Annotated in this window: 16 protein-coding genes; 4 read left to right on the plus strand and 12 right to left on the minus strand. The window is 60.1% G+C overall.

The window, feature by feature from the left end; genetic code table 11:
• Positions 1-63 precede the first annotated feature (63 nt).
• The 3 genes from rimI to pssA are packed head-to-tail and all read right to left on the minus strand — an operon-like array spanning position 64 to position 1,777.
• A complete protein-coding gene (gene rimI, locus EO087_RS07230; protein ID WP_128898277.1) occupies positions 64-534 on the minus strand; it encodes a ribosomal protein S18-alanine N-acetyltransferase in 471 nt (156 codons plus the stop codon).
• Positions 534-1,004, minus strand: a complete 471-nt coding sequence (locus EO087_RS07235) for a hypothetical protein (RefSeq protein ID WP_128898278.1) — start codon at positions 1,002-1,004, stop codon at positions 534-536. Before EO087_RS07235 ends, rimI begins: the two co-directional genes overlap by 1 nt.
• Positions 1,001-1,777 (minus strand): CDP-diacylglycerol--serine O-phosphatidyltransferase, encoded by a 777-nt coding sequence (gene pssA / locus EO087_RS07240; RefSeq protein ID WP_128898279.1) that lies wholly within the window; start codon positions 1,775-1,777, stop codon positions 1,001-1,003. The genes EO087_RS07235 and pssA overlap by 4 nt, the downstream gene beginning before the upstream one ends.
• 181 nt (positions 1,778-1,958) lie before the next feature.
• Here pssA and EO087_RS07245 point away from each other — a divergent pair, with 181 nt between their 5' ends.
• The 3 genes from EO087_RS07245 (at position 1,959) to EO087_RS07255 (ending at position 4,728) form a co-directional block, all read left to right on the plus strand.
• Positions 1,959-2,423, plus strand: coding sequence for a DUF4124 domain-containing protein (locus tag EO087_RS07245; protein ID WP_128898280.1), 465 nt, complete (start codon positions 1,959-1,961; stop codon positions 2,421-2,423).
• 82 nt (positions 2,424-2,505) lie between these two features.
• A complete protein-coding gene (locus EO087_RS07250; RefSeq protein ID WP_128898281.1) occupies positions 2,506-4,203 on the plus strand; it encodes a proline--tRNA ligase in 1,698 nt (565 codons plus the stop codon).
• 192 nt (positions 4,204-4,395) lie between these two features.
• Positions 4,396-4,728, plus strand: coding sequence for an H-NS histone family protein (locus EO087_RS07255; RefSeq protein WP_128898282.1), 333 nt, complete (start codon positions 4,396-4,398; stop codon positions 4,726-4,728).
• A gap of 75 nt (positions 4,729-4,803) precedes the next feature.
• Here the strand turns inward: EO087_RS07255 and EO087_RS07260 are convergent, their stop codons facing one another.
• The 9 genes from EO087_RS07260 to EO087_RS07300 form a co-directional block, all read right to left on the minus strand.
• Positions 4,804-6,066: a threonine/serine exporter family protein gene (locus EO087_RS07260; protein WP_128898283.1), complete on the minus strand. Its 1,263-nt coding sequence runs from the start codon at positions 6,064-6,066 to the stop codon at positions 4,804-4,806.
• A gap of 137 nt (positions 6,067-6,203) precedes the next feature.
• The gene (locus tag EO087_RS07265; protein WP_128898284.1) at positions 6,204-6,650 is read right to left on the minus strand and encodes an NfeD family protein; all 447 of its coding nucleotides are present in this window, start codon (positions 6,648-6,650) and stop codon (positions 6,204-6,206) included.
• Between the two features lie 89 nt (positions 6,651-6,739).
• Positions 6,740-7,693 carry an SPFH domain-containing protein gene (locus EO087_RS07270; protein ID WP_128899846.1) on the minus strand — a complete coding sequence of 318 codons (954 nt, stop codon included), beginning with the start codon at positions 7,691-7,693 and terminating at the stop codon, positions 6,740-6,742.
• Between the two features lie 53 nt (positions 7,694-7,746).
• Complete coding sequence (locus EO087_RS07275; protein ID WP_128898285.1) at positions 7,747-9,123, minus strand: ATP-binding protein; 1,377 nt, start codon at positions 9,121-9,123, stop codon at positions 7,747-7,749.
• 87 nt (positions 9,124-9,210) lie between these two features.
• Entirely contained in the window at positions 9,211-10,551 is a 1,341-nt protein-coding gene (locus EO087_RS07280) for a sigma-54 dependent transcriptional regulator (RefSeq protein ID WP_128898286.1), read from the minus strand.
• Positions 10,552-10,634: 83 nt separating this feature from the next.
• Positions 10,635-11,888, minus strand: a complete 1,254-nt coding sequence (locus tag EO087_RS07285; RefSeq protein ID WP_128898287.1) for an FtsX-like permease family protein — start codon at positions 11,886-11,888, stop codon at positions 10,635-10,637.
• 11 nt (positions 11,889-11,899) lie between these two features.
• On the minus strand, positions 11,900-13,225 hold the full coding sequence (locus EO087_RS07290) for an ABC transporter permease (protein WP_128898288.1): 1,326 nt from the start codon (positions 13,223-13,225) through the stop codon (positions 11,900-11,902).
• A 194-nt stretch (positions 13,226-13,419) separates the two neighbouring features.
• Positions 13,420-14,142: an ABC transporter ATP-binding protein gene (locus EO087_RS07295; protein ID WP_128898289.1), complete on the minus strand. Its 723-nt coding sequence runs from the start codon at positions 14,140-14,142 to the stop codon at positions 13,420-13,422.
• 173 nt (positions 14,143-14,315) lie between these two features.
• The gene (locus EO087_RS07300; protein WP_128898290.1) at positions 14,316-15,587 is read right to left on the minus strand and encodes an efflux RND transporter periplasmic adaptor subunit; all 1,272 of its coding nucleotides are present in this window, start codon (positions 15,585-15,587) and stop codon (positions 14,316-14,318) included.
• Positions 15,588-15,869: 282 nt separating this feature from the next.
• Between EO087_RS07300 and EO087_RS07305 the strand changes: the two genes are divergently transcribed.
• Complete coding sequence (locus EO087_RS07305) at positions 15,870-19,166, plus strand: DEAD/DEAH box helicase (protein WP_128898291.1); 3,297 nt, start codon at positions 15,870-15,872, stop codon at positions 19,164-19,166.
• Positions 19,167-19,169 lie beyond the last annotated feature (3 nt).

Consider the following 19,169-nt stretch of genomic DNA (forward strand, 5'->3'; position numbering starts at 1 on the left):
TTTGGACGGCCATATCCCGTTGCCATCCCCGATACCCCAAAGGGAAAAGGAACTGCCTCTGCATCAGGTCAACTCAAACTCCAGCGACATCACAATCGCATCCTCGCGCCCGCCATGCGCGGGGTAATAACGCGGACGGCGACCGATCTCGCGAAAATCCATCGATACATAAAGTTGCCGCGCATTCGAATTGGACGGCCGTACTTCCAAAAACACCCGCTCGGCGCCATTCCAGCGCGCGATATCCAGCAAGCGCTTCATCAGATGGCGCCCTAAGCCCTGTCCGCGCTGCTCCGGATCGATGCAGACATTGAGGACATGGGCCTCGCCGGCGCCCACGGACAGAATGCCGTAGCCAATGACCTGTCGGTCCAGACACAGCACCCACGAAGGATGGCCGGCTTTCAGGCAATCGCCGAAGATACCCATCGTCCAGGGAAAATCGTAAGAAGCGTTTTCCAACTCGCTGATGCGCAACAGATCGTCCCGGCACATGGCGCGCATCTCAAGCAAGGGGCGCGCTACGGCAACCATCAGGGCGATCTGCTTACCGCCAACGCCCTGCGCACCGTACGCAGGGCCTGCCAAAGCCGCCGCTTGGCAGCCGCCTGGACAAGCACCTCGGCCGGTGCATCCACCAACACGATATGGGCATCGCGCATCACTTCGGCGGACAGTGCACGCCCGAGGGTGTGTGCCTGAGCCTGACCAAACACCAAATACGCTTGTGCATGCGGCACCTGCATGGCATCGCGCGCCTCGATTCGCGACGCGCGTCCCAGATGCGGCCCGAAAGCACACAACGCACGCCCAAGCAGATCAAGCTCACGCACAGTGCATCCCGTCGGCAACACCACGACCACGGTGGCATTCGATGGCTGCTCGGTGGCGCCTGCTGGCGCTACCAACTCCGGCATCGTCAGGCTGCGCCGGCGCCACGGCACCACACCCAGTGCGCGCAAGACACGGCTGCGATGCGCAGGGCTGGCGATCAACGCGCTCATGCGGCCCCACGGCGCGAGCGTTTGCGGCGCGTAGCCAATCCCCACAATGTCACCGCAGGTCCGGACAGCAGATAAAGCGTGAACACCACTAGCAGCACACGTGGCGGATCGACGAAGAAGGGGACCAGAATCAGTACGCCGGCAAGAATCCACAGGAACGGTACCTTGTCCCCCATCGGCAGCGATTTGAAGCTGTAGTAGCGAAAACGGCTCACCATCAGCAAGCCGACGATTATCGCCATGAATGGCGTGAACATATCCAACTCATCCCCAGAGATGCCGAAGTTGTCCATGCTCCACACGAACGACATGCACACCGCCGCCGCCGCAGGGCTGGCCAGCCCCTGGAAATAGCGCTTGTCGATCACGCCCACCTGGGTGTTGAAACGGGCCAGGCGCAGGGCCGCGCAGACCGCGTAGATGAACGCAGCAGCCCAGCCGATCTTGCCGCCCAGCGGCCCGTACTCGCGCAGACTGGACAGCGACCAGTTGTACATGACGAGTGACGGCGCCAGGCCAAAACTCACCAGGTCGGACAGCGAGTCGTACTGCACACCGAACTCGCTCTGGGTATGGGTGAGGCGCGCCACGCGGCCGTCCATGCCGTCCAGCAGGGCAGCCACAAAAACAGCGATGGCCGCATCGGTAAAACGCCCGCCTATGCTCACCACAATGGCGTAGAAGCCGGCGAACATGGCGCCGGTCGTGAACAAGTTCGGCAGGAGATAAATACCGGGATGCCGCGGCGCCCGGACTGGCGTGGTGTCGCTCATGAATCCATCCGTGACGGGATGCGCGAAGTGTAGCAGGGGTACCGGAAAACACCCCATGCAGACAAAGGAACGTGCAAGAAAGCACGTTATCGACAGTTGAATGCAAACAGGTGCTTGAGTCTTGCCCTGCACCAGTTGTTAACTAGTGCGTCACCCGTATTCAGCCCGCTGGAGTCTACCCATGCGTCGCCTGTCCATCGCCCTCGCGCTCTTGCTGGTTGCACCGCTGGCCTCCGCCCAGGTCTATAAATGGACCGACATCCAGGGGACCACCCATTATTCGGAAACACCGCCGCCGGTGGGCACCAAGTACAGCCAGGTGAGCGTGAGCACGGATACCAGTACACCGGCCAAGGCATCCTCCAGCAACAGCTCGGCGTCGGCCACCTCGTCGTCATCGTCCTCGCAGAGCAGCAGCGACAATGTGCAGCCGCCGCCGCAGCAGAATCTGCCGGATACCCCGGAAAACAGAGCCAAGGTCTGCGCCTCGCTGAAGACCAATATCAGCGCCCTGCAAGGCACCGGCCCAGTCGTCATGCAAGGGGCGGGCGGACAACAGCAGCTGCTCAATGCCGACCAACGCAAGCAACAGCTCGATACCAGCCAGTCGCAGTTTCAGCAGTACTGTGGCGGTGGCAACAACTAAACCGTTTGCACCGCGGTCAAGGTTTCCGGCACTCGGCGCCAGCCCAGCTATACTTGTTGATTTACCCTCGGATCCGTCGCACATGCGCCTTAGCCAATTCCACTTGGCCACCGTCAAGGAAGTCCCCGCCGATGCCGAAATCGCCAGCCACAAGCTGATGCTTCGCGCGGGCATGATCCGCAAGCTCGCCGCCGGTCTCTACACCTGGTCGCCGCTGGGCTTGCGCGTGCTGCGCAAGGTGGAAAACATCGTGCGTGAGGAAATGAATCGCGCCGGCGCCATCGAAATGCTGATGCCCTCCGTGCAACCGCGCGAACTGTGGGAAGAAACCGGACGCTGGGAAAAGTTCGGCGACCAGTTGCTGAAGATCAAGGACCGCAAGGAGCAAGAATTCTGCTACGGCCCCACGCACGAGGAAGTCGTCACCGACTTCGCGCGCAACGAGCTGAAAAGCTACAAGCAGCTCCCGGTCAATTTCTATCAGATCCAGACCAAGTTCCGCGACGAGATTCGTCCGCGCTTCGGCGTGATGCGCGCGCGCGAGTTCCTGATGAAGGACGCTTACTCCTTCCACCTCAGCGCGGAATCGCTGGCGGAAACGTATGACGTGATGTACCAGGCGTACACGCGCATCTTCACCCGACTGGGTTTGAAGTTCCGCGCGGTACAGGCGGACACAGGCGCCATTGGCGGCAATGCCAGCCATGAATTCCAGGTGCTGGCCGACTCGGGCGAGGATGCCATCGTATTCTCCGACGGCTCCGACTACGCAGCGAACATCGAAAAGGCCGAAGCAGTCGCGCCGTCCGCCCAGCGTCCTGCCCCTTCGGCAAGCCTGCTGCGCGTGGACACGCCCCGCGTGCGCACAGTGGAAGACGTCGCCGCTCATTTCGACATCACCACCGATCGCGTGCTCAAAACTGTACTGGTGCGGGGCAAGCAAGGCCTGGTTGCGCTGTGCCTGCGCGGCGATCACCAGATCAACGAAGTGAAGGCCACCAAGCTGATCGAGCTGCCGGACGAATCCACGCTGGCCAGCGAAGAGGACATCCTCGCCGCCGTCGGCACACGTCCCGGCTTTATCGGCCCGATCGGCCTGCCCGATTCCATTCCAGTGATCGTCGATCGCAGTGCCGCCGTATTGGCCGATTTCGTCTGTGGCGGCAATGCCAACGACACCCATTACACTGGCGCCAACTGGGACCGCGACGCACATATCACCCGCGTGGCGGACATCCGCCAGGCAGTAGAGGGCGACCCTTCCCCGGATGGCCAAGGCACCCTGCATCTGGCGCGCGGCATCGAAGTCGGCCACGTGTTTCAGCTCGGCCAGAAATACGCCGAAGCACTGGACGCGACCGTGCTCGACGACCAAGGCAAGAAACAGGTAATGCATATGGGTTGCTACGGCATTGGCGTCAGCCGCATCGTTGCGGCCGCCATCGAACAGCGTCACGACGCCGCCGGCATTATCTGGCCGGAACCGATGGCACCCTGGCGCGTCGCGGTGTGCGTGATCAATCCCAAGAACGCACCGGAAGTGAACGCCGCCGCCGAATCGCTCTACAGCGAACTGACCGCTCGCGGCATTGAAACCATTTGGGACGATCGCGGCTTGCGTCCGGGCGCCATGTTTGCGGATATGGAGTTGATCGGCATTCCGCATCGTGTGGTGGTCAGCGAACGTGGGTTGGCCGCCGGCACACTGGAATATCGTGCACGCGATGCAGCAAAAAGCAGTGCCATTACGCATGATGAGCTTTTCGAAATACTCGGATGAAATCGTTCGCTTATTAACCTGGTTGAAATAAACACATAGGATAATTCGTATATGGAATACGGATTATTCCTCAAATATCGCTTTGCATTTTTGCAATATTATGCGTAAAATTTGAAAATGCATCCGGGCATTTATCTCATAATCTCATAGCCTGGAGTATTCCACTTCTTCTCTATTTAACGGGAGCGCCCTATGACTGTTGATATCAAGAACCTCAACCACACCCAGCTTACCGAGCTGATCAGCAAGGCCCAGATTCGCCAGGATGAGTTGCGCAAGGAAAAGGTCGGCAAATTGCGCGAGAAAGTGCTGGCCCTGATCAAAGCGGAAGGCTATGCCTTCGAAGATATCTTTGGCGGCGGCACGCGTGGTACGCCCAAGCGCCGCGGCAGCACCGGCACCGTCGCTCCCAAATACCGCAATCCTGCCAATCCGGAACAAACCTGGTCAGGCCGCGGCAAGCGTCCACACTGGTTCAACGATGCGCTGAAGACAGGCAAGAAAGAAAAAGATCTTGCGATCTGATCTTGCTGCACAAAGACCTATACCGAAAACGTCGGCCAAAAACCGGCGTTTTCATTTCATTCGCCATGGCAGGGATTACAGGGGACGACGCGGCGCCACCAGCAACTCGCCAAACATCAAACCCGCCACCAGCGATATCAACAACGTCACCAGCAGCATCCCGGTATCGAAACCCAGTGTCGCATTGCGCGCCAACAGATACGACACGCTACGGAATCCCACGCTACCCGGTACCAGCAGCAAGATGCCCGGCTCGCGCACCACAGCACCAGGGCGCCCCGTATAGCGCGCATAGACATTCGCCATCGCGCTCAACAACAAACCTCCCAGGAACACGCCAAACGGCACACCCGGCACATTGATGGGAATCAATCCACCCAGACGGGTCGCCAGATAACCCACCACCACGGCGAGAATCACCACCGGCCAATCCCGCTTCGCCGCGCGGAACAGAATCGCAAAGGCAATCGCTGCCACCACTAACGCCGGATAATCCACCCACGGCGACAACGCTGGCAGCTCGAAATCCCGCGCCTCAATCCCAAACACGGCGCAAATCTGCCTGGCAGCCACCATACCGAAGGTGAGCTTGAGCAAGGTCGACATCGCCCCACCCATGCGCGCCATGCCGGAGACCAAATGCTGACTGGAAATCTCGCGCACGGCCGTGGTCAACGACATGCCCGGCACCAGCACGATCAGGCCCGCCAGGATCACCGACTTGATCGCTAGCGGCACCACCAAGGCGCTGAATACGATGACGACCAACGTGGCAACCATGGCGCAGATCGCGTCGCTCGCCACATGCAGGCGCGGACGCGTGACCGACAAAATGGTGATAGTGCCGATGATCAGGCCAACCAAAGCGGCCACCAGCAGATCCACCCAGGAACTGTGCAGGAACAATGCGGCAATGGCCGCTGCAGAAAGCCCATAGCTGCCGATCACCGCAGCTTGCTGGCGACGCGTGTCTGGCAATTCCAGCCCACGCAACAAGCGGAAACCTTCGCGCAGGTCCAGCTTGCCAGCAATCACCTGATCGGCAATCTCATCGGCGCGGCAGAGTTTGTCCAGGTTTACGTCACCGGACAGCAAGCGGATGACCTGGGTGGTCTGGGCCAGGCGTCCGTCCTCGCCCTGCGCAAGGTCCGCAAACGAAATGATGATGGCGGTGGGGATAGACCATACGTCCGCGTTCACGCCAATGCGCCGGGCGGAACCGGAAATAGCCATTTCCAGGCGAGGCGAGGCGGCGCCGTATTTGTGTAGGCGCGTGGCCAGCTCCACCAGAAAGGCGATTCGGGTGTTGAGCGATGTTGTGGCGAATTGGACGCTCATGCCTGGGTTACTTCAGCGTTGCCTTAAATAGATAATGGCTGACAGGTGCGGGCATGGCGCTATTCTTACCGGAACCGTCTCGCTTGGGTATGCGGGGGAGAGCGATTGGGCTGCAAAGCAAGTTCGCAAGTGCGCTCTCAGACCGAGCGAACCTTCAAACTCGTCCCTTCCACCGCTACCACTTCCACCGTGCTCCCGACCGGCAGATCCGGCCCGCTGACCAGCCACTGCCCATCGCCTACCCGCGCCTTGCCGCGCCCGTTGACGATGGCTTCGATCAACACATAACGCTGACCGATCAATTGCTCGCCGCGCCGGTTGAGCCGCTCATCACCCGGCTCGTCGCGCTGCAGCCGTGGGCGCACCACGTACCAGTAGAGTACGCACGATACGAAGGCTAGTACGGCGAAAGCTATCGATTGCGCCAACAAGGACAGGCCGGGCATCAGCAACACCAGCAGGCCCGTAGCTGCGGCACCGATGCCGATCCACAACATGAAATAGCCGGGCATGATCACTTCGAAGGCGATCAATACCAGCGCCACGATCCACCACAGGTAATGCGCGGCAACGCTCGCGAACATGGACGGCTCCGAATAGTGCCAGGACTCTCACTGGCGTCGTCCCAGCGTAGGCCGGGACGACGGATTCGACATGACGGGATGTCTGATGTTCAGCCTATCGACGGCGGCCCACGTCGCGCCGCCAGCTTCTCCTGCTGCTGCCCCAGCGATTCCTTCGCCAGCTCGGCAATGCCTGCCAGTGAACCAAGAATTCCGGTTGCCTCAATGGGCAGCAGCAACATTTTCTGATTGGGCGAGTGGGCCATTTCCTTCAGCGCTTCCACGTACTTGTTGGCGACAAAGTAGTTCAGGGCATTGACGTTACCGCTGGCGATCGCATCCGACACCAACTTGGTGGCTTGCGCTTCGGCTTCAGCCAGGCGAATGCGTGCTTCGGCTTCGCGGAAGGCCGCCTCTTTCTTGCCTTCGGCAGCCAGGATGGTGGATTGCTTCTCACCATCGGCCTTCAGGATCGCACTCTGGCGCATGCCCTCGGCTTCCAGAATCTGCGCGCGCTTCTCACGCTCGGCCTTCATCTGGCGGGCCATGGAATCGACCAGATCGCGTGGCGGAGCGATGTCCTTGATCTCAATGCGGTTGACCTTCACGCCCCAAGGGTGGGTCGCTTCATCCACCACGGTAAGCAGCTTGGCGTTGATCGCGTCACGCTGGCTCAGCGATTCGTCCAGGTCCATCGAGCCGAGCACGGTACGGATATTGGTCATCACCAGTGCCAGCGCCGCCTGCTCCAGGTTGGCGACTTCATACGCGGCCTTGGCGGCATCCAGCACCTGGTAGAACACCACGCCATCAACGCGCACCACTGCGTTGTCCTTGGTGATGACGTCCTGGCTGGGAACGTCCAGCACCTGTTCCATCATGTTGATCCTGCGACCGATGTCGTAGATGAAAGGAATCAGGAAATGCAGGCCCGGCGACAAGGTGCGGATGTATTTGCCGAATCGCTCGACTGTCCATTCGAAACCTTGCGGAACAATGCGCACCAGCTTGGCCAGTACGATGACGGCGACCACGATGACGATCAAACCAAAAACAGTTCCTATAACCATGACTACTCCTCCGTTTGATGGGCCGAGTATAGGACACCCTGGTCACGTCATGACGCCACACTCGCCGGCTGCGGCAACACCAGGGTGACGCGCAGGCCGCCATCTTCGCGATTGGCCAGTGCGATACGTCCGCCATGGGCCTCGCTGATCTCTCGCGCCAGCGCCAGGCCAAGGCCGGTGCCAGAGCGCTTGGTGGAATAGAACGGCAGCAGCGCCTGGGCCAGCACCACCTCACTCATGCCGGGGCCACGGTCGGCCACTTCGATACGCAGTTCGCGCCCCGTCTGCGACAAGCCCACGGTAACCCCCTCCGGTGTACTGCCGGATTCGTGTGCGTTCTTGACTAGATTGATCAGCACCTGTTCGATCTGCACCGGATCGAACCAAGCCGGCTGGGTGGGGGCATCACCCTGCAACTGGAAGCGGCAATGCAGGGCCAAGCCTTCAAAGAAGGGCTTCCATTCCACCGCCACCACACGCGGTGCCGGGAGTTTCGCAAATCGCGCATAGCCATCGATAAACCCATGCAGATGCTTAGCGCGTTCGCCAATGGTGGCAAACACGCCGGGCAAACGCTGCACATCGCCGCGACGGGCCAACTCCGCACCGGAATGCGCCAGTGAAGAAATCGGCGCTAGCGAATTGTTCAATTCGTGACTGACCACACGGATCACGCGTTTCCACGCCGCCACTTCCTGACGCGACAACTCGCGTGTCATGCGCCGGAACAGTTGCAGGCGATGCGGGCGACCTTGCAGGCGGAACACGCGCTGGGAAAGGTGGAAAGTTTCTTCGCTGCCATCCATCTCCACGCTGAAAAGCGCATCCTCCGTCCCTTCCGTCGCCTTGCGCAGCGCTTCGGGGGCATCGGCAATCAAACTGGCAAAGTACAGGCCGCTGAGACTACGCCCTTCATTGAACAGATGCCGCGCGGCGATATTGGCGTAGACGACGCGGCCACTGGCATCGGTCAGCACCAGCGCCACCGGGGTGTTTTGCACGACCGTGTCGAGCAGCAACTCGCGCTGCGCCAGATTCTGGCGCTGTTCGCGCAAGGTCTGACCGAGTTCGTTGTGCATGCGGATCAGATCACCTAATTCATCGCGGCGATGCAACGCAATGGAAATACTGAAATCGCCATCGCGATAACTGGCCACCGCGCCTTCCAGCGCGCGCAGCAGGCGCTTGACCGGCTGCATCACGATATGCGCGAACCACCACGACAGCGGCACCAGAATCGCCGCGCAGATCATCACCGCATCCATGCGGTTGGGGGTGGGCACACTGAGATTGAGCTGGTCATGCATCCAGCCGATAAGCTGGGGCAAGGGCCAGTGGGTCACCCCGACATAAACCAGCGCACCGGTCACCGAAGCGGCGGCAAGCAGAACAAAAAGGCGGCTTTCCAGCGACCTCAGGCGCATGCCGTGGTTCCGGTGTGGTCTGCACGATACCGCATCGTCGATCTCCCCAGGGAATGTGCTGGTTCTACACGTCCCGACATGGATGCGCTACTGCGAGATCAACCCATACCGTTCCATGCGCCGATAAAGCGCCTGGCGCGACAACCCCAGCGATTGCGCCGCACGGCTCACCACCCCTTCAGCCTTGTGCAGCGCGGACTCCACCACCTCGCGACTCGGTTCGTCCAGGTTCCGCACGGCGACAACACCGGCATGTTGCGGCAAGTTGAGCTGCTCGGGTGTGATCGGACCGTTGCCGGCCAGCAGCGTGGCGCGCTCGATGGCGTTTTTCAGCTCACGCACGTTGCCCGGCCAGGGATACGTAAGCAGCGCATCGCGTGCAGCACCGTTGAGTTCGGCACGGCCGGCAAGGAAGTGCTCGGCCAACGGCAAGATGTCGTCGATGCGCTCGGACAGCGGCGGCAGGTTCACGTCGATCACATTGAGCCGGTAATACAGATCCTCGCGGAAGGTACCCGCACGGATCATCGTCTTTAGATCAGCATTGGTCGCGCTCAACACGCGCACCTTGACCTTGCGCGTGCGGCCCGAGCCCAACCGTTCGAACTGCCCCGTTTCCAGTACGCGCAACAGCTTCATCTGTCCCGGTAGCGGCAAGTTGCCGATTTCGTCCAGGAACAAGGTGCCGCCATCAGCCAGTTCGAAGCGGCCTTCGCGTGCCTTGTTGGCGCCGGTGTACGCGCCGGCTTCGGCACCAAACAGCTCGGCCTCGATCAGTTCGCCCGGCAAGGCGCCGCAATTGACGGCGATAAACGGACCATTTTTCACCGATGAATTGGCATGCACGATAGCGGCAATGCGTTCCTTGCCCGCGCCATTGGGCCCGGTGATCAGCACCGGCACATCGGAACGCGCCACCTGGCACGCCAGGTCCAACGTGCGCGCCATGGCCTCGGAGGCGAATACCATGCCATCCAGATCGTATTTACGTTGCAGCGCATCACGGCGCTTGCGACGCTCCCGCCGTGTGCGGCTCACCTCGCGGGTGGATTCGGACAGCTCCAGCAGATTCTCCACCGTCGCCAGCAATTTGGTGTCGTCCCAGGGTTTGGCCAGGTAGTCGGCGGCACCGGCCTTGACCAGTTCCACGGCGGTTTCCAGATGCGTCCACGCCGTCAGCAGGATCACCGGCAGATCCGCATGGCGCTCGCGAATGGCGCGGAACAAGCCCACGCCTTCCTCGCCAGAGGTGGTATCCGCCGTGAAGTTCATATCCTGAATCACCACGTCCACGGACTCACAACCCAGCATCTGCAAGCCTTCGTCTGGCGTCAATGCGATTAGCGGCCGCACATCATGCAGGGATAGCAACAGGGACAGGGCCTCGCCCACGGCCGGGTTGTCGTCGATGATCAGTACGGTTCGCATTCGTTTTCTACGCATGCAGGCATGGATGCCGCTCCAGTGCAAAAGGTTGCCATGCCAATTGGCCTGCCGTATATGAAAATCGCTCACACTGTTCGCGTGGCGACCACCGGCGGTACGTTGGAAGCACGCCGCGCCGGTACGAACACCGCCACCTGCCCCAGCGCCATCACGATCGCCAGACCGGACAACACGTAAACAACCGGCATCGCGCTCATAGCGAAATTCAGCATCAGTACCCGGTTGAGGCCGACGGCCAGTGCGATGCCGATCACCGCGCCGGTTCCTGCGATAAGCAGGTTTTCAAGCTGGAAATAGTGAAGGATGTCGCTCTTCTTCGCCCCCAGTGCGCGACGCACGCCGATCTGGCGATGACGCTGCCCCACCCAGAAGCTGGTCAGGCCGACTATGCCCGCCGCTGTAACGGCGAGCAGGATCAGGCACACCACCCCCATCAGCACCGCCATGCCAATGTCCGCGCGATAAGCCTCGGCGCGGATATCGGCAAACGGACGAATGCCGTCATCAGCGATCACGCGCATCGGGTTGACTTTGTAGAGCACGTTCGGCGCCGCGCGCATCACGGCGTCCATCTGGCCCGGCTTGGTTCGCACGATGTAGCGTGAGAAATTGCCGTCCATGCGCACCGGGGCAATCACCGAATTCCAAGGGAAATTGCTGACCCAACTGGACGTGGTCGACACCTGCAAGCGTGCCACTTCACCGATGATGGTACTTGGCTTGGTCGCACCATCGATGTAGAGCACTTTGCCGATGGCGTCGCCTTGCGGGAACAATTTGTCCGCCAGTGCCTTGGTCACGATGACCATATCCGGCTGAGTATTGTCGCGAAAGGACCGGTTGACCACATCCGTCGCGTTGAAATTGCGTCCAGCAATCAGGTGCACGCCAAGCGTGGAAAGCAACTGCTCGTCACCCAAGTAGTAAACCGTACGTGCATCGCCGCCACGCAGGTCCGTGCCCGGCTTGAGCGCAACGGAACCACCCCAGCTCGAACCAAGCAATGGCATCGAATTGCTAGGGCTGACCGACTCAACACCCGGCATCGCGCGCAATGCGGCGAGATCCTCGCGCAACATCGCATCCAACTTTTGCAGGCTGACCGGGTCATCGCCACTGGGGGCACCGACCCACTGCTGTTCGATCATGAAGAGATTGCGCTCATCCATGCCGGTGGGACGGCGCACGTTGTCCACGCGCGTATAGATGATGAAAATGGCGTTGCAGACGATCGCCAGGGTCAACGCGATCTGTAGCGCGATAAGCACCACACCAGCTTTGTGCTTACGCAGCGCGGCGATAATCGGAGGCAAGGTCATGGCATCGATCCTCAGTTCGATTTGAGCTGCAGCGCGGGTTGTACGCGCGAGGCACGGAAGGTGGGATATAGGCCGGCCAGCATCGTCGCGATGATAGCCACCAACAGGGTCAGCCCCAGCAAGCCGAGGTCCAGACGCGCCAGCGTGGCGATTTCCTTCGGCAACACCCAGCTCACGCCGTGGATGCCGATCCAGGTGAGCAACAGGCCGAGCACGCCACCGGTCAGCCCGACGATGCCCGCCTCGACCAAGAACTGCGTATAGATCGCCATGCGCGGTGCACCCAAGGCGCGGCGTATGCCGATCTCGGAACTGCGGCGCAGGAACTTCGCCAGCAGCAGCCCGGCGGTATTGACCAGGCACACCACCAGCAAGCCGAGGGCGACCAGTAACGAAATTTTGGTATCGCTCGGCACCACATGTTCACTATCCATCCACTCGGGCAGATCGCGCAGCCTATTGTTCACCGGCCAACGGAAGCGGCCAGCCTCTTTTTGCTGGCGTGCATATCCATCCAGATAACTGCGATAGGCGTCAACGGCGGCCTTGTCGTCCAACTCGGCCATGTAGGAAATCCACACACAGGTGGACTGCTGCAGGCCGACGAAACCGGAGCTAGCGGGAATGTCCGCGCAATTGGTATTGCCGTTATTCATCATGCCAACGTCAATGGCACGCTGAAATGGAATGAACACATCCTCGTGTCCGGTGGTGAAGCCGCCAGTGTTCACCACATCGAAGAACACCGGCTTGGGATTCCAGTTATCCAGCACACCCACCACGCGATAATCCTTGCCATCGATATCGATCGTCTTGCCGACGCTGTTGGTTCCACCGAACAGTTTCTGGTTGATATCGCCGTTGAGCACCACCACCGCCGCACGCTGTGCGTCATCGGCCATGCTCCAGCCACTGCCATATTTGAACGGCGCGTCCACCATCGGGAAAAACTCGCTGTACACGGCATGGCCACCGACATTGATCGGATGCTTGTTGGGGTCGGGCGGCACGATCGACGGCGAGACGCGGTACATGGCCGACTGCAACTTGGCGCGGTGGTCGCGCATCAGGGCAATGGCATCCTGGTAATCCATCGCATCCGGTGGGTCATTGTTGTTGCTGCCGTCCTGGTGCCCCTTGGGCCCCCACACGTCAATCTGCGGCACGAACAACCGCGACGATTTCCAAGGAATCGGATCGCCCGACACGGCGCGAAATACCGAATAGCTGGTCATGGACGCCGCCACGCCGAACGCAATCGCTAGAATCATCAGCGCGGTGAGACCAGGACTTCTTTTCAGACTTCGTACCGCCAGATCAACGTAATAGCCCAACATGGAGCACCTCCACCCGTTTGTTGACAACCCCGCGAAGGGCTCCTGTCTCACATCGATCTGGTCGCCTCTACCGGCGGCACGCGCGATGCACGCAAGGCCTAGGCGAACATTAGAGTCTCGTTTCGGCCGAAAAAGATAACGGCGAGAGTGGCCCCTCGCTCCAGCCCTCTCCCCAAAGGGAGAGGGGACGAGCATCAGCCGCGCACTTGCCCTGCAGCAGCGGTATAGGCGGTGTGGAAGCGCGGATCCTCGGCAAGATCCACCACCTGGCCATCGATGATGTGCACGTTGCGCTGCGCGCGTGCGGCCAGTTCTGGATCGTGCGTGACCATCACGATGGTCGCGCCTTCGCGGTGGATTTCTTCCAGCAGTTCCAACACGCCGCGTGCCATCTGCGTATCCAAGTTGCCGGTCGGTTCGTCGGCGAGCAACAAGCGCGGGCTGCCGGCCAGTGCGCGGGCAATCGCGACGCGCTGTTGCTGTCCGCCGGAAAGCTCGGCCGGATAGTGCTTGGCGCGCGAAGCCAGGCCCACCCGCTCCAACGCGCCCATGATGCGTTCTTTGCGCTCCGGCGCCTTCATGCCGCGATAGCGCAGCGGCACTTCCACGTTGTCGAACACATTGAGATCGGGAATCAGATTGAAAGCCTGGAAGATGAAGCCGATCTTTTCGTTGCGAATCTTCGAACGCGCGTTGTCGTCAAGGTTGCTGACTTCGATACCGTCAAGGTGATATTCGCCACCCGTGAAGGTTTCCAGCAACCCTGCAATGGTGAGGAAGGTGGTCTTGCCCGAACCCGATGGACCCGTCACGGCGACGAATTCGCCTTCCTTAACATCGATGTTGAAATCGCGAAGCGCGTAGGTCTCCACCACTTCGGTGCGATAGACCTTGGACAGATGCGTCATTTTTAGCATTACTTAGTCCTTTCAGTTTTGGAGAACGGGAATCGGGAATCGGGAATCGGGAATCGTAAGAGCAAGACCTGGCGAGCTTGGGAGCAACTGCCTTTCACCATTGACCATTGACCATTCCCGATTCCCGATTCCCGATTCCCGATTCCCGATTCCCGATTCCCGATTCACGTCTTTCAACGACTGATCACGACACGCTGTGCGCCTTTGAAATTGTCGGCACCAGAGATCACGATGTTGTCGCCTTCCTTCAGACCATCGAGAATCTCGACCTTGTCGATGCTACTTTCGCCCACGCGGATCGGCGTCTTGCTGGCCATGCCGTCGCGCACAATGTAGGCGTAGCTGCCGCCGGACTCATCCACGAATGAACCACGCTGTACGGTGAGTACGTTGTTGCGGTGATCAAGCAAGATGCGCACGGACAGGCGCTGGTTCTGGCGCAGTTGCTTGGGCGTTTCGCCATCAAAGCGCACGCGCGCGGCGACTTCGCCATTGACCACTTCGGGCGAGATGGCACTAACGATGCCTTTCCAGGTGTTGTCGTTGCCGCTGATTTCGCCGCTCATGCCGATGGCCAGATCGCGTGCAAAGCTTTCCGGCACTTTCACTTCCACTTCGAGCGCGGAGAGATCGATCACGCTAAGCAACTGGGCGTCTTTCGCCACGGTTGCGCGCTCGGCAATAAAAAGCTGGCCGACCTGGCCATCCACCGGCGAGCGCACATGGAGGCTATCGACCTGGCGCTGCAGATCCTGCACCAGCAGTACCTGACGGTCGTGCGCGAGCTTTTTCGCCTTGATATCGAAGGTTGCGCTGTCGCTGTCCAGGCCAAGATCGCCCTTGGCGTGCGCCAGCGTAACCTTAGCCTTATCCAGGGTCGCCTCGGCGCGGTCCACGTCCATCTTGTTCACGCCACCGCCTGCGTAGGCTGTCTTGTAGCGGTCGAAATCGCGTGCCGCGGTTTCTTCGTCGATCCTGGCGTTGTCGTACGCCTTCTGCATCTCGGAAGCCTTCTTGCGCGCATCGATTTGCGCTTGCAGATAAGCCACTTCCATCGCATCGGCGTTGGACTGCTCCTGCGCCAACTTGTTGCATAGCTCGGGGCTGTCGATCACCGCCAACACCTGGTCTTTTTTCACGGTGTCGCCCGCATGCACCTGCAGGGTGACGGCACCACCGTAGGTGGCGTAAAGCGTCGGGCTTACCGCAGCCACCACCTGGCCTTCGGCAGCAATATCGCGAATGAAGGGGCCACGTTGCACGGTGGCGAAAGCGAGGCGCGAGGCGCTGACCGATGCGTCAGCGGAAAACAGACGGCCGATGCCCGGCAGCACCAGGGCAAGCACGACGACAACAGCTACAGCGGCGCTGATCCACAAGAGCTTTTTCCTTGGGCTCGGTTTGATCTGGATCAGGCGGTCCTGAGCAGAGGTGTCGCGAATCATGGATGGGGTCCTTGGCCACGGACAGTGCGGTCCCCAACACATTCAGCAATCCGCGTGCCAAGTCTCGACGAGCCATCAAGATATGCAATTTCAATAAGTTGCATGCGCCTGCATGCCATCCATGGCTGTCCGCGGACACTCGCCGGACAGTTGGAAGCTCACGCCACGAACAAACTTGCAGCAGATGCAGACCTCGCTTCACACCCTCCCTTTCCAATACGCTTATAGGTCAACCCGCCGTATTACACCTGGCTGGTGATCCAAGGACTACCGCTAATCACAATGCCCATCGCCTATACCCGTAAACAGATCACCCAATGGCTCGGTAACCGTACCATCCTCAAGGCCATGGACTACCTCCATGACGTTTCCGACTTGCATTGGGATGGCCCTACCCTGCACGGAAGAGTGCAAGGGACGGAGTTTGCCCCTTACGAAACCGAGATCCGTTTTTTCGACGTGAGCCCGTCGCGCCTGCGAGAAGCCACATGCTCATGTCCGGTTGGCATTCGCTGCAAACACGCAGCAGCACTGTTGCTGGTCAACTTGCAAAGCCCGGCCAAAACCAGCCATGGCGTTCGTCCAGAATTGTTGCGCTGGCTGGAGGGGTTCCGCTCCCAACTCGTCCCCACCAGCAAACCCAAGCAGGCATCCAGCCGCCCGACGCATTCGCTGCTATATGCCTTCTGCACCGATATCGACCAGGCACCCGGTGTGTGCATGTTCAAGGCGCGGCTCAATCCTGCTGGAAAGGTCCAATCATTGGGGTCGGTCTGGAACAACATCGATGCGGCGCTGACCAGGTCGATGAAGTTCATTACCGAAGACGACCTGCCCATCCTGCGTGCGTTCCGACAAATCCACCCGGATTCCTACTACGACCATTTCCCCTTGTCGGGCATCGAAGGCGCCACCGTGATCGAACGGATCCTTGCCACAGGCAGAGCCTTTGCGTTCGAGAAGAACAGCGACGGCATGTATTACGGGATAGACAACAAAACTTATACTTTCGGCAACATCAACACCGCGCCGGCTCGCCCAGCCAGTGTGACCTGGCAAGCCGACGACAAGAATCGCATCAAGCCCGTGCTGCAGGTCGATCCGCCGGCCACGTTGCTGTTCATGACACAGCCTTGTTGGTACGTCGACACCACCCGCGGTGAAGCCGGCATCATTGACAGCTCGTGCCCCGCGACATTGTTGGCTGCCTTCCTGAGCATGCCGCCGGTATCCTCGAGCGAACTGGGCGTGGTCGCCGCCGTCATGCAGGAGGTGGCGCCAGAGCTACCTTTGCCGACTTCCGACGATACCCAAGTCCCCACGGTCGATATCACCCCCACACCTGTCTTGTACCTGGAAACCCGCCCCATTGCCGTCTACCACGGCGACTTCGACGTCGACAATAAGAGGCTGGATTTCGCCACCTTGCATTTCGACTATGCCGGTGTGCGACTGGAGGCCGGAAGTACCCGCTCGCTTGCTCGCAACGCGCAAGACGAAACCGTGTATGTGAAGCGCCGCCCCGAAGACGAACAGAAAGCTGCAAAAATGCTGAAGCAGATTGGGCTGCGAAAGATTCCGCGTAACAACCTGTTCGGTCATCGCGTTCCCGACAGCGATGTGCTTTCCCTGCGCACTGCTTCCGACTGGCCCGCCTTTATGCAAGCGGCCGTGCCTGAACTACGCCGTCAAGGCTGGCAGGTGGAGATGAGCGCGGATTTCAGCCAGAACGTGATCGTCATCGACGATATCGACGGCAGTATCCAGCAAAGCGACAACGACTGGTTCGACCTGGACATGGGCATCGTGGTCAATGACCGCAAGGTGAGTCTGGTGCCGTTGCTGACCACACTGTTCCAGCGGGACGAACGCTGGCTGTCCGGGCAGTTGGAGAGCATCGGCGACGATGAAATGATCGAACTTCGTACGCCGAACAACGAACGGCTGCGCATGCAGGCTGCGCGCATCAAACCGATCATGCGCGTGCTGATCGACCTGTTCGAAGGACTCGGCAGCGGCGAAAACCTGCGCGTATCCACGCTGGACCTTGGACGCCTGCAAGCACTCCACGATACCGGCCGCTGGCAATTCCACGGCGACAGTGCCATCCAGGCATTGGCAAAACGGCTGCTGGCAGGTCCAGGCGTGCATGACGTCGCACCACCTACCGGCCTGAAGGCGCATTTGCGTCCGTACCAGCAGCAAGGACTCAACTGGATGCAGTTTCTGCGCACCCATGACCTGGCCGGGGTACTGGCGGATGACATGGGCCTGGGCAAAACGGTGCAGACGCTGGCGCATATCCTGTGCGAAAAGGAGGCTGGCCGGCTCGATCGTCCCGCCTTGGTGGTGATGCCCACCTCGCTAATGCACAACTGGTGCGAAGAGGCGCAGCGTTTCGCACCTGCGCTGCGTGTGCTGGATCTGCACGGGCCGCAGCGTCAGGAAAACTTCGGACGCATCAGCGAACACGATCTGGTGCTGACCACCTATCCATTGCTCTGGCGCGACGAAGAAGCCCTGACGAAAACGGATTACCATCTGCTCATCCTGGATGAAGCTCAGTACGTCAAGAACGCCACCTCGCAAGCCAGCGCGGTGATCCGCAAGTTCAAGACCCGCCACCGCCTGTGCCTGACCGGTACACCGCTGGAAAACCATCTGGGCGAACTGTGGTCGCAATTCGATTTCCTGCTGCCTGGCTTGCTGGGTTCGCAGCGCGACTTCACCCAGCGCTGGCGCACGCCGATCGAGAAAAACGGTGACACCGTGCGGCGCGAATTGCTGGCACGCCGTATTCGCTCCTTCGTGCTCCGCCGCCGCAAGGACGAGGTAGCACAGGAGCTGCCTCCCAAAACCATCGTCACCATTAACGTGGAACTGGAAGGCGCGCAGCGCGATCTTTATGAATCCGTGCGCAGCGCCATGCAGAAGAAAGTGCGCGACGCCATCGCCGCCAACGGCTTTGCTCGCAGCCATATCATCGTGCTGGAAGCGCTGTTGAAACTGCGCCAGGTATGCTGCGATCCACGTTTGGTGAAAACACCAAGCGCCGGCAAGATCAAGCAGTCGGCTAAGCTCGAAACATTGATGGACATGCTGCCGCCGATGATCGAGGAAGGCCGCCGGATCCTGTTGTTCTCACAGTTCACCAGCATGCTTGGACTGATCGCCACCGCACTCGATGCGCAAGCGATTCCCTATGCCATGCTCACCGGCGATACCATCAACCGCGCTGCCGTCATCAAGCGCTTCAACAGCGGCAAGGTGCCGGTATTCCTGATCAGCCTAAAAGCTGGCGGCGTGGGCCTCAACCTGACCACCGCCGACACCGTCATTCACTACGATCCCTGGTGGAACCCGGCCGTGGAAAATCAGGCCACCGACCGTGCGCACCGCATCGGCCAGGACAAGCCCGTGTTCGTCTACAAGCTGGTGACCACCGCCAGCATCGAAGAAAAGATCGTGGTCATGCAGGAGAAGAAAGCCGCGCTGGCCGAAGCGGTGCTCACCAAAGATAGCGGGAATGTGGCCAAGTTTTCAGCGGAAGACATCGAAGCCTTGTTCGAATCTACTTGAACT

It is taken from the genome of Dyella sp. M7H15-1, assembly GCF_004114615.1.
GTDB lineage: Bacteria > Pseudomonadota > Gammaproteobacteria > Xanthomonadales > Rhodanobacteraceae > Dyella_B.

Excerpts from the sequence above, each read along its gene's own strand:
- rimI (WP_128898277.1), bottom strand. The coding sequence starts at position 534 with ATGGTTGCCGTAGCGCGCCCCTTGCTTGAGATGCGCGCCATGTGCCGG.
- EO087_RS07235 (WP_128898278.1), bottom strand. The coding sequence starts at position 1,004 with ATGAGCGCGTTGATCGCCAGCCCTGCGCATCGCAGCCGTGTCTTGCGC.
- pssA (WP_128898279.1), bottom strand. The coding sequence starts at position 1,777 with ATGAGCGACACCACGCCAGTCCGGGCGCCGCGGCATCCCGGTATTTAT.
- EO087_RS07245 (WP_128898280.1), top strand. The coding sequence starts at position 1,959 with ATGCGTCGCCTGTCCATCGCCCTCGCGCTCTTGCTGGTTGCACCGCTG.
- EO087_RS07250 (WP_128898281.1), top strand. The coding sequence starts at position 2,506 with ATGCGCCTTAGCCAATTCCACTTGGCCACCGTCAAGGAAGTCCCCGCC.
- EO087_RS07255 (WP_128898282.1), top strand. The coding sequence starts at position 4,396 with ATGACTGTTGATATCAAGAACCTCAACCACACCCAGCTTACCGAGCTG.
- EO087_RS07260 (WP_128898283.1), bottom strand. The coding sequence starts at position 6,066 with ATGAGCGTCCAATTCGCCACAACATCGCTCAACACCCGAATCGCCTTT.
- EO087_RS07265 (WP_128898284.1), bottom strand. The coding sequence starts at position 6,650 with ATGTTCGCGAGCGTTGCCGCGCATTACCTGTGGTGGATCGTGGCGCTG.
- EO087_RS07275 (WP_128898285.1), bottom strand. The coding sequence starts at position 9,123 with ATGCGCCTGAGGTCGCTGGAAAGCCGCCTTTTTGTTCTGCTTGCCGCC.
- EO087_RS07280 (WP_128898286.1), bottom strand. The coding sequence starts at position 10,551 with ATGCGAACCGTACTGATCATCGACGACAACCCGGCCGTGGGCGAGGCC.
- EO087_RS07285 (WP_128898287.1), bottom strand. The coding sequence starts at position 11,888 with ATGACCTTGCCTCCGATTATCGCCGCGCTGCGTAAGCACAAAGCTGGT.
- EO087_RS07290 (WP_128898288.1), bottom strand. The coding sequence starts at position 13,225 with ATGTTGGGCTATTACGTTGATCTGGCGGTACGAAGTCTGAAAAGAAGT.
- EO087_RS07295 (WP_128898289.1), bottom strand. The coding sequence starts at position 14,142 with ATGCTAAAAATGACGCATCTGTCCAAGGTCTATCGCACCGAAGTGGTG.
- EO087_RS07300 (WP_128898290.1), bottom strand. The coding sequence starts at position 15,587 with ATGATTCGCGACACCTCTGCTCAGGACCGCCTGATCCAGATCAAACCG.
- EO087_RS07305 (WP_128898291.1), top strand. The coding sequence starts at position 15,870 with ATGCCCATCGCCTATACCCGTAAACAGATCACCCAATGGCTCGGTAAC.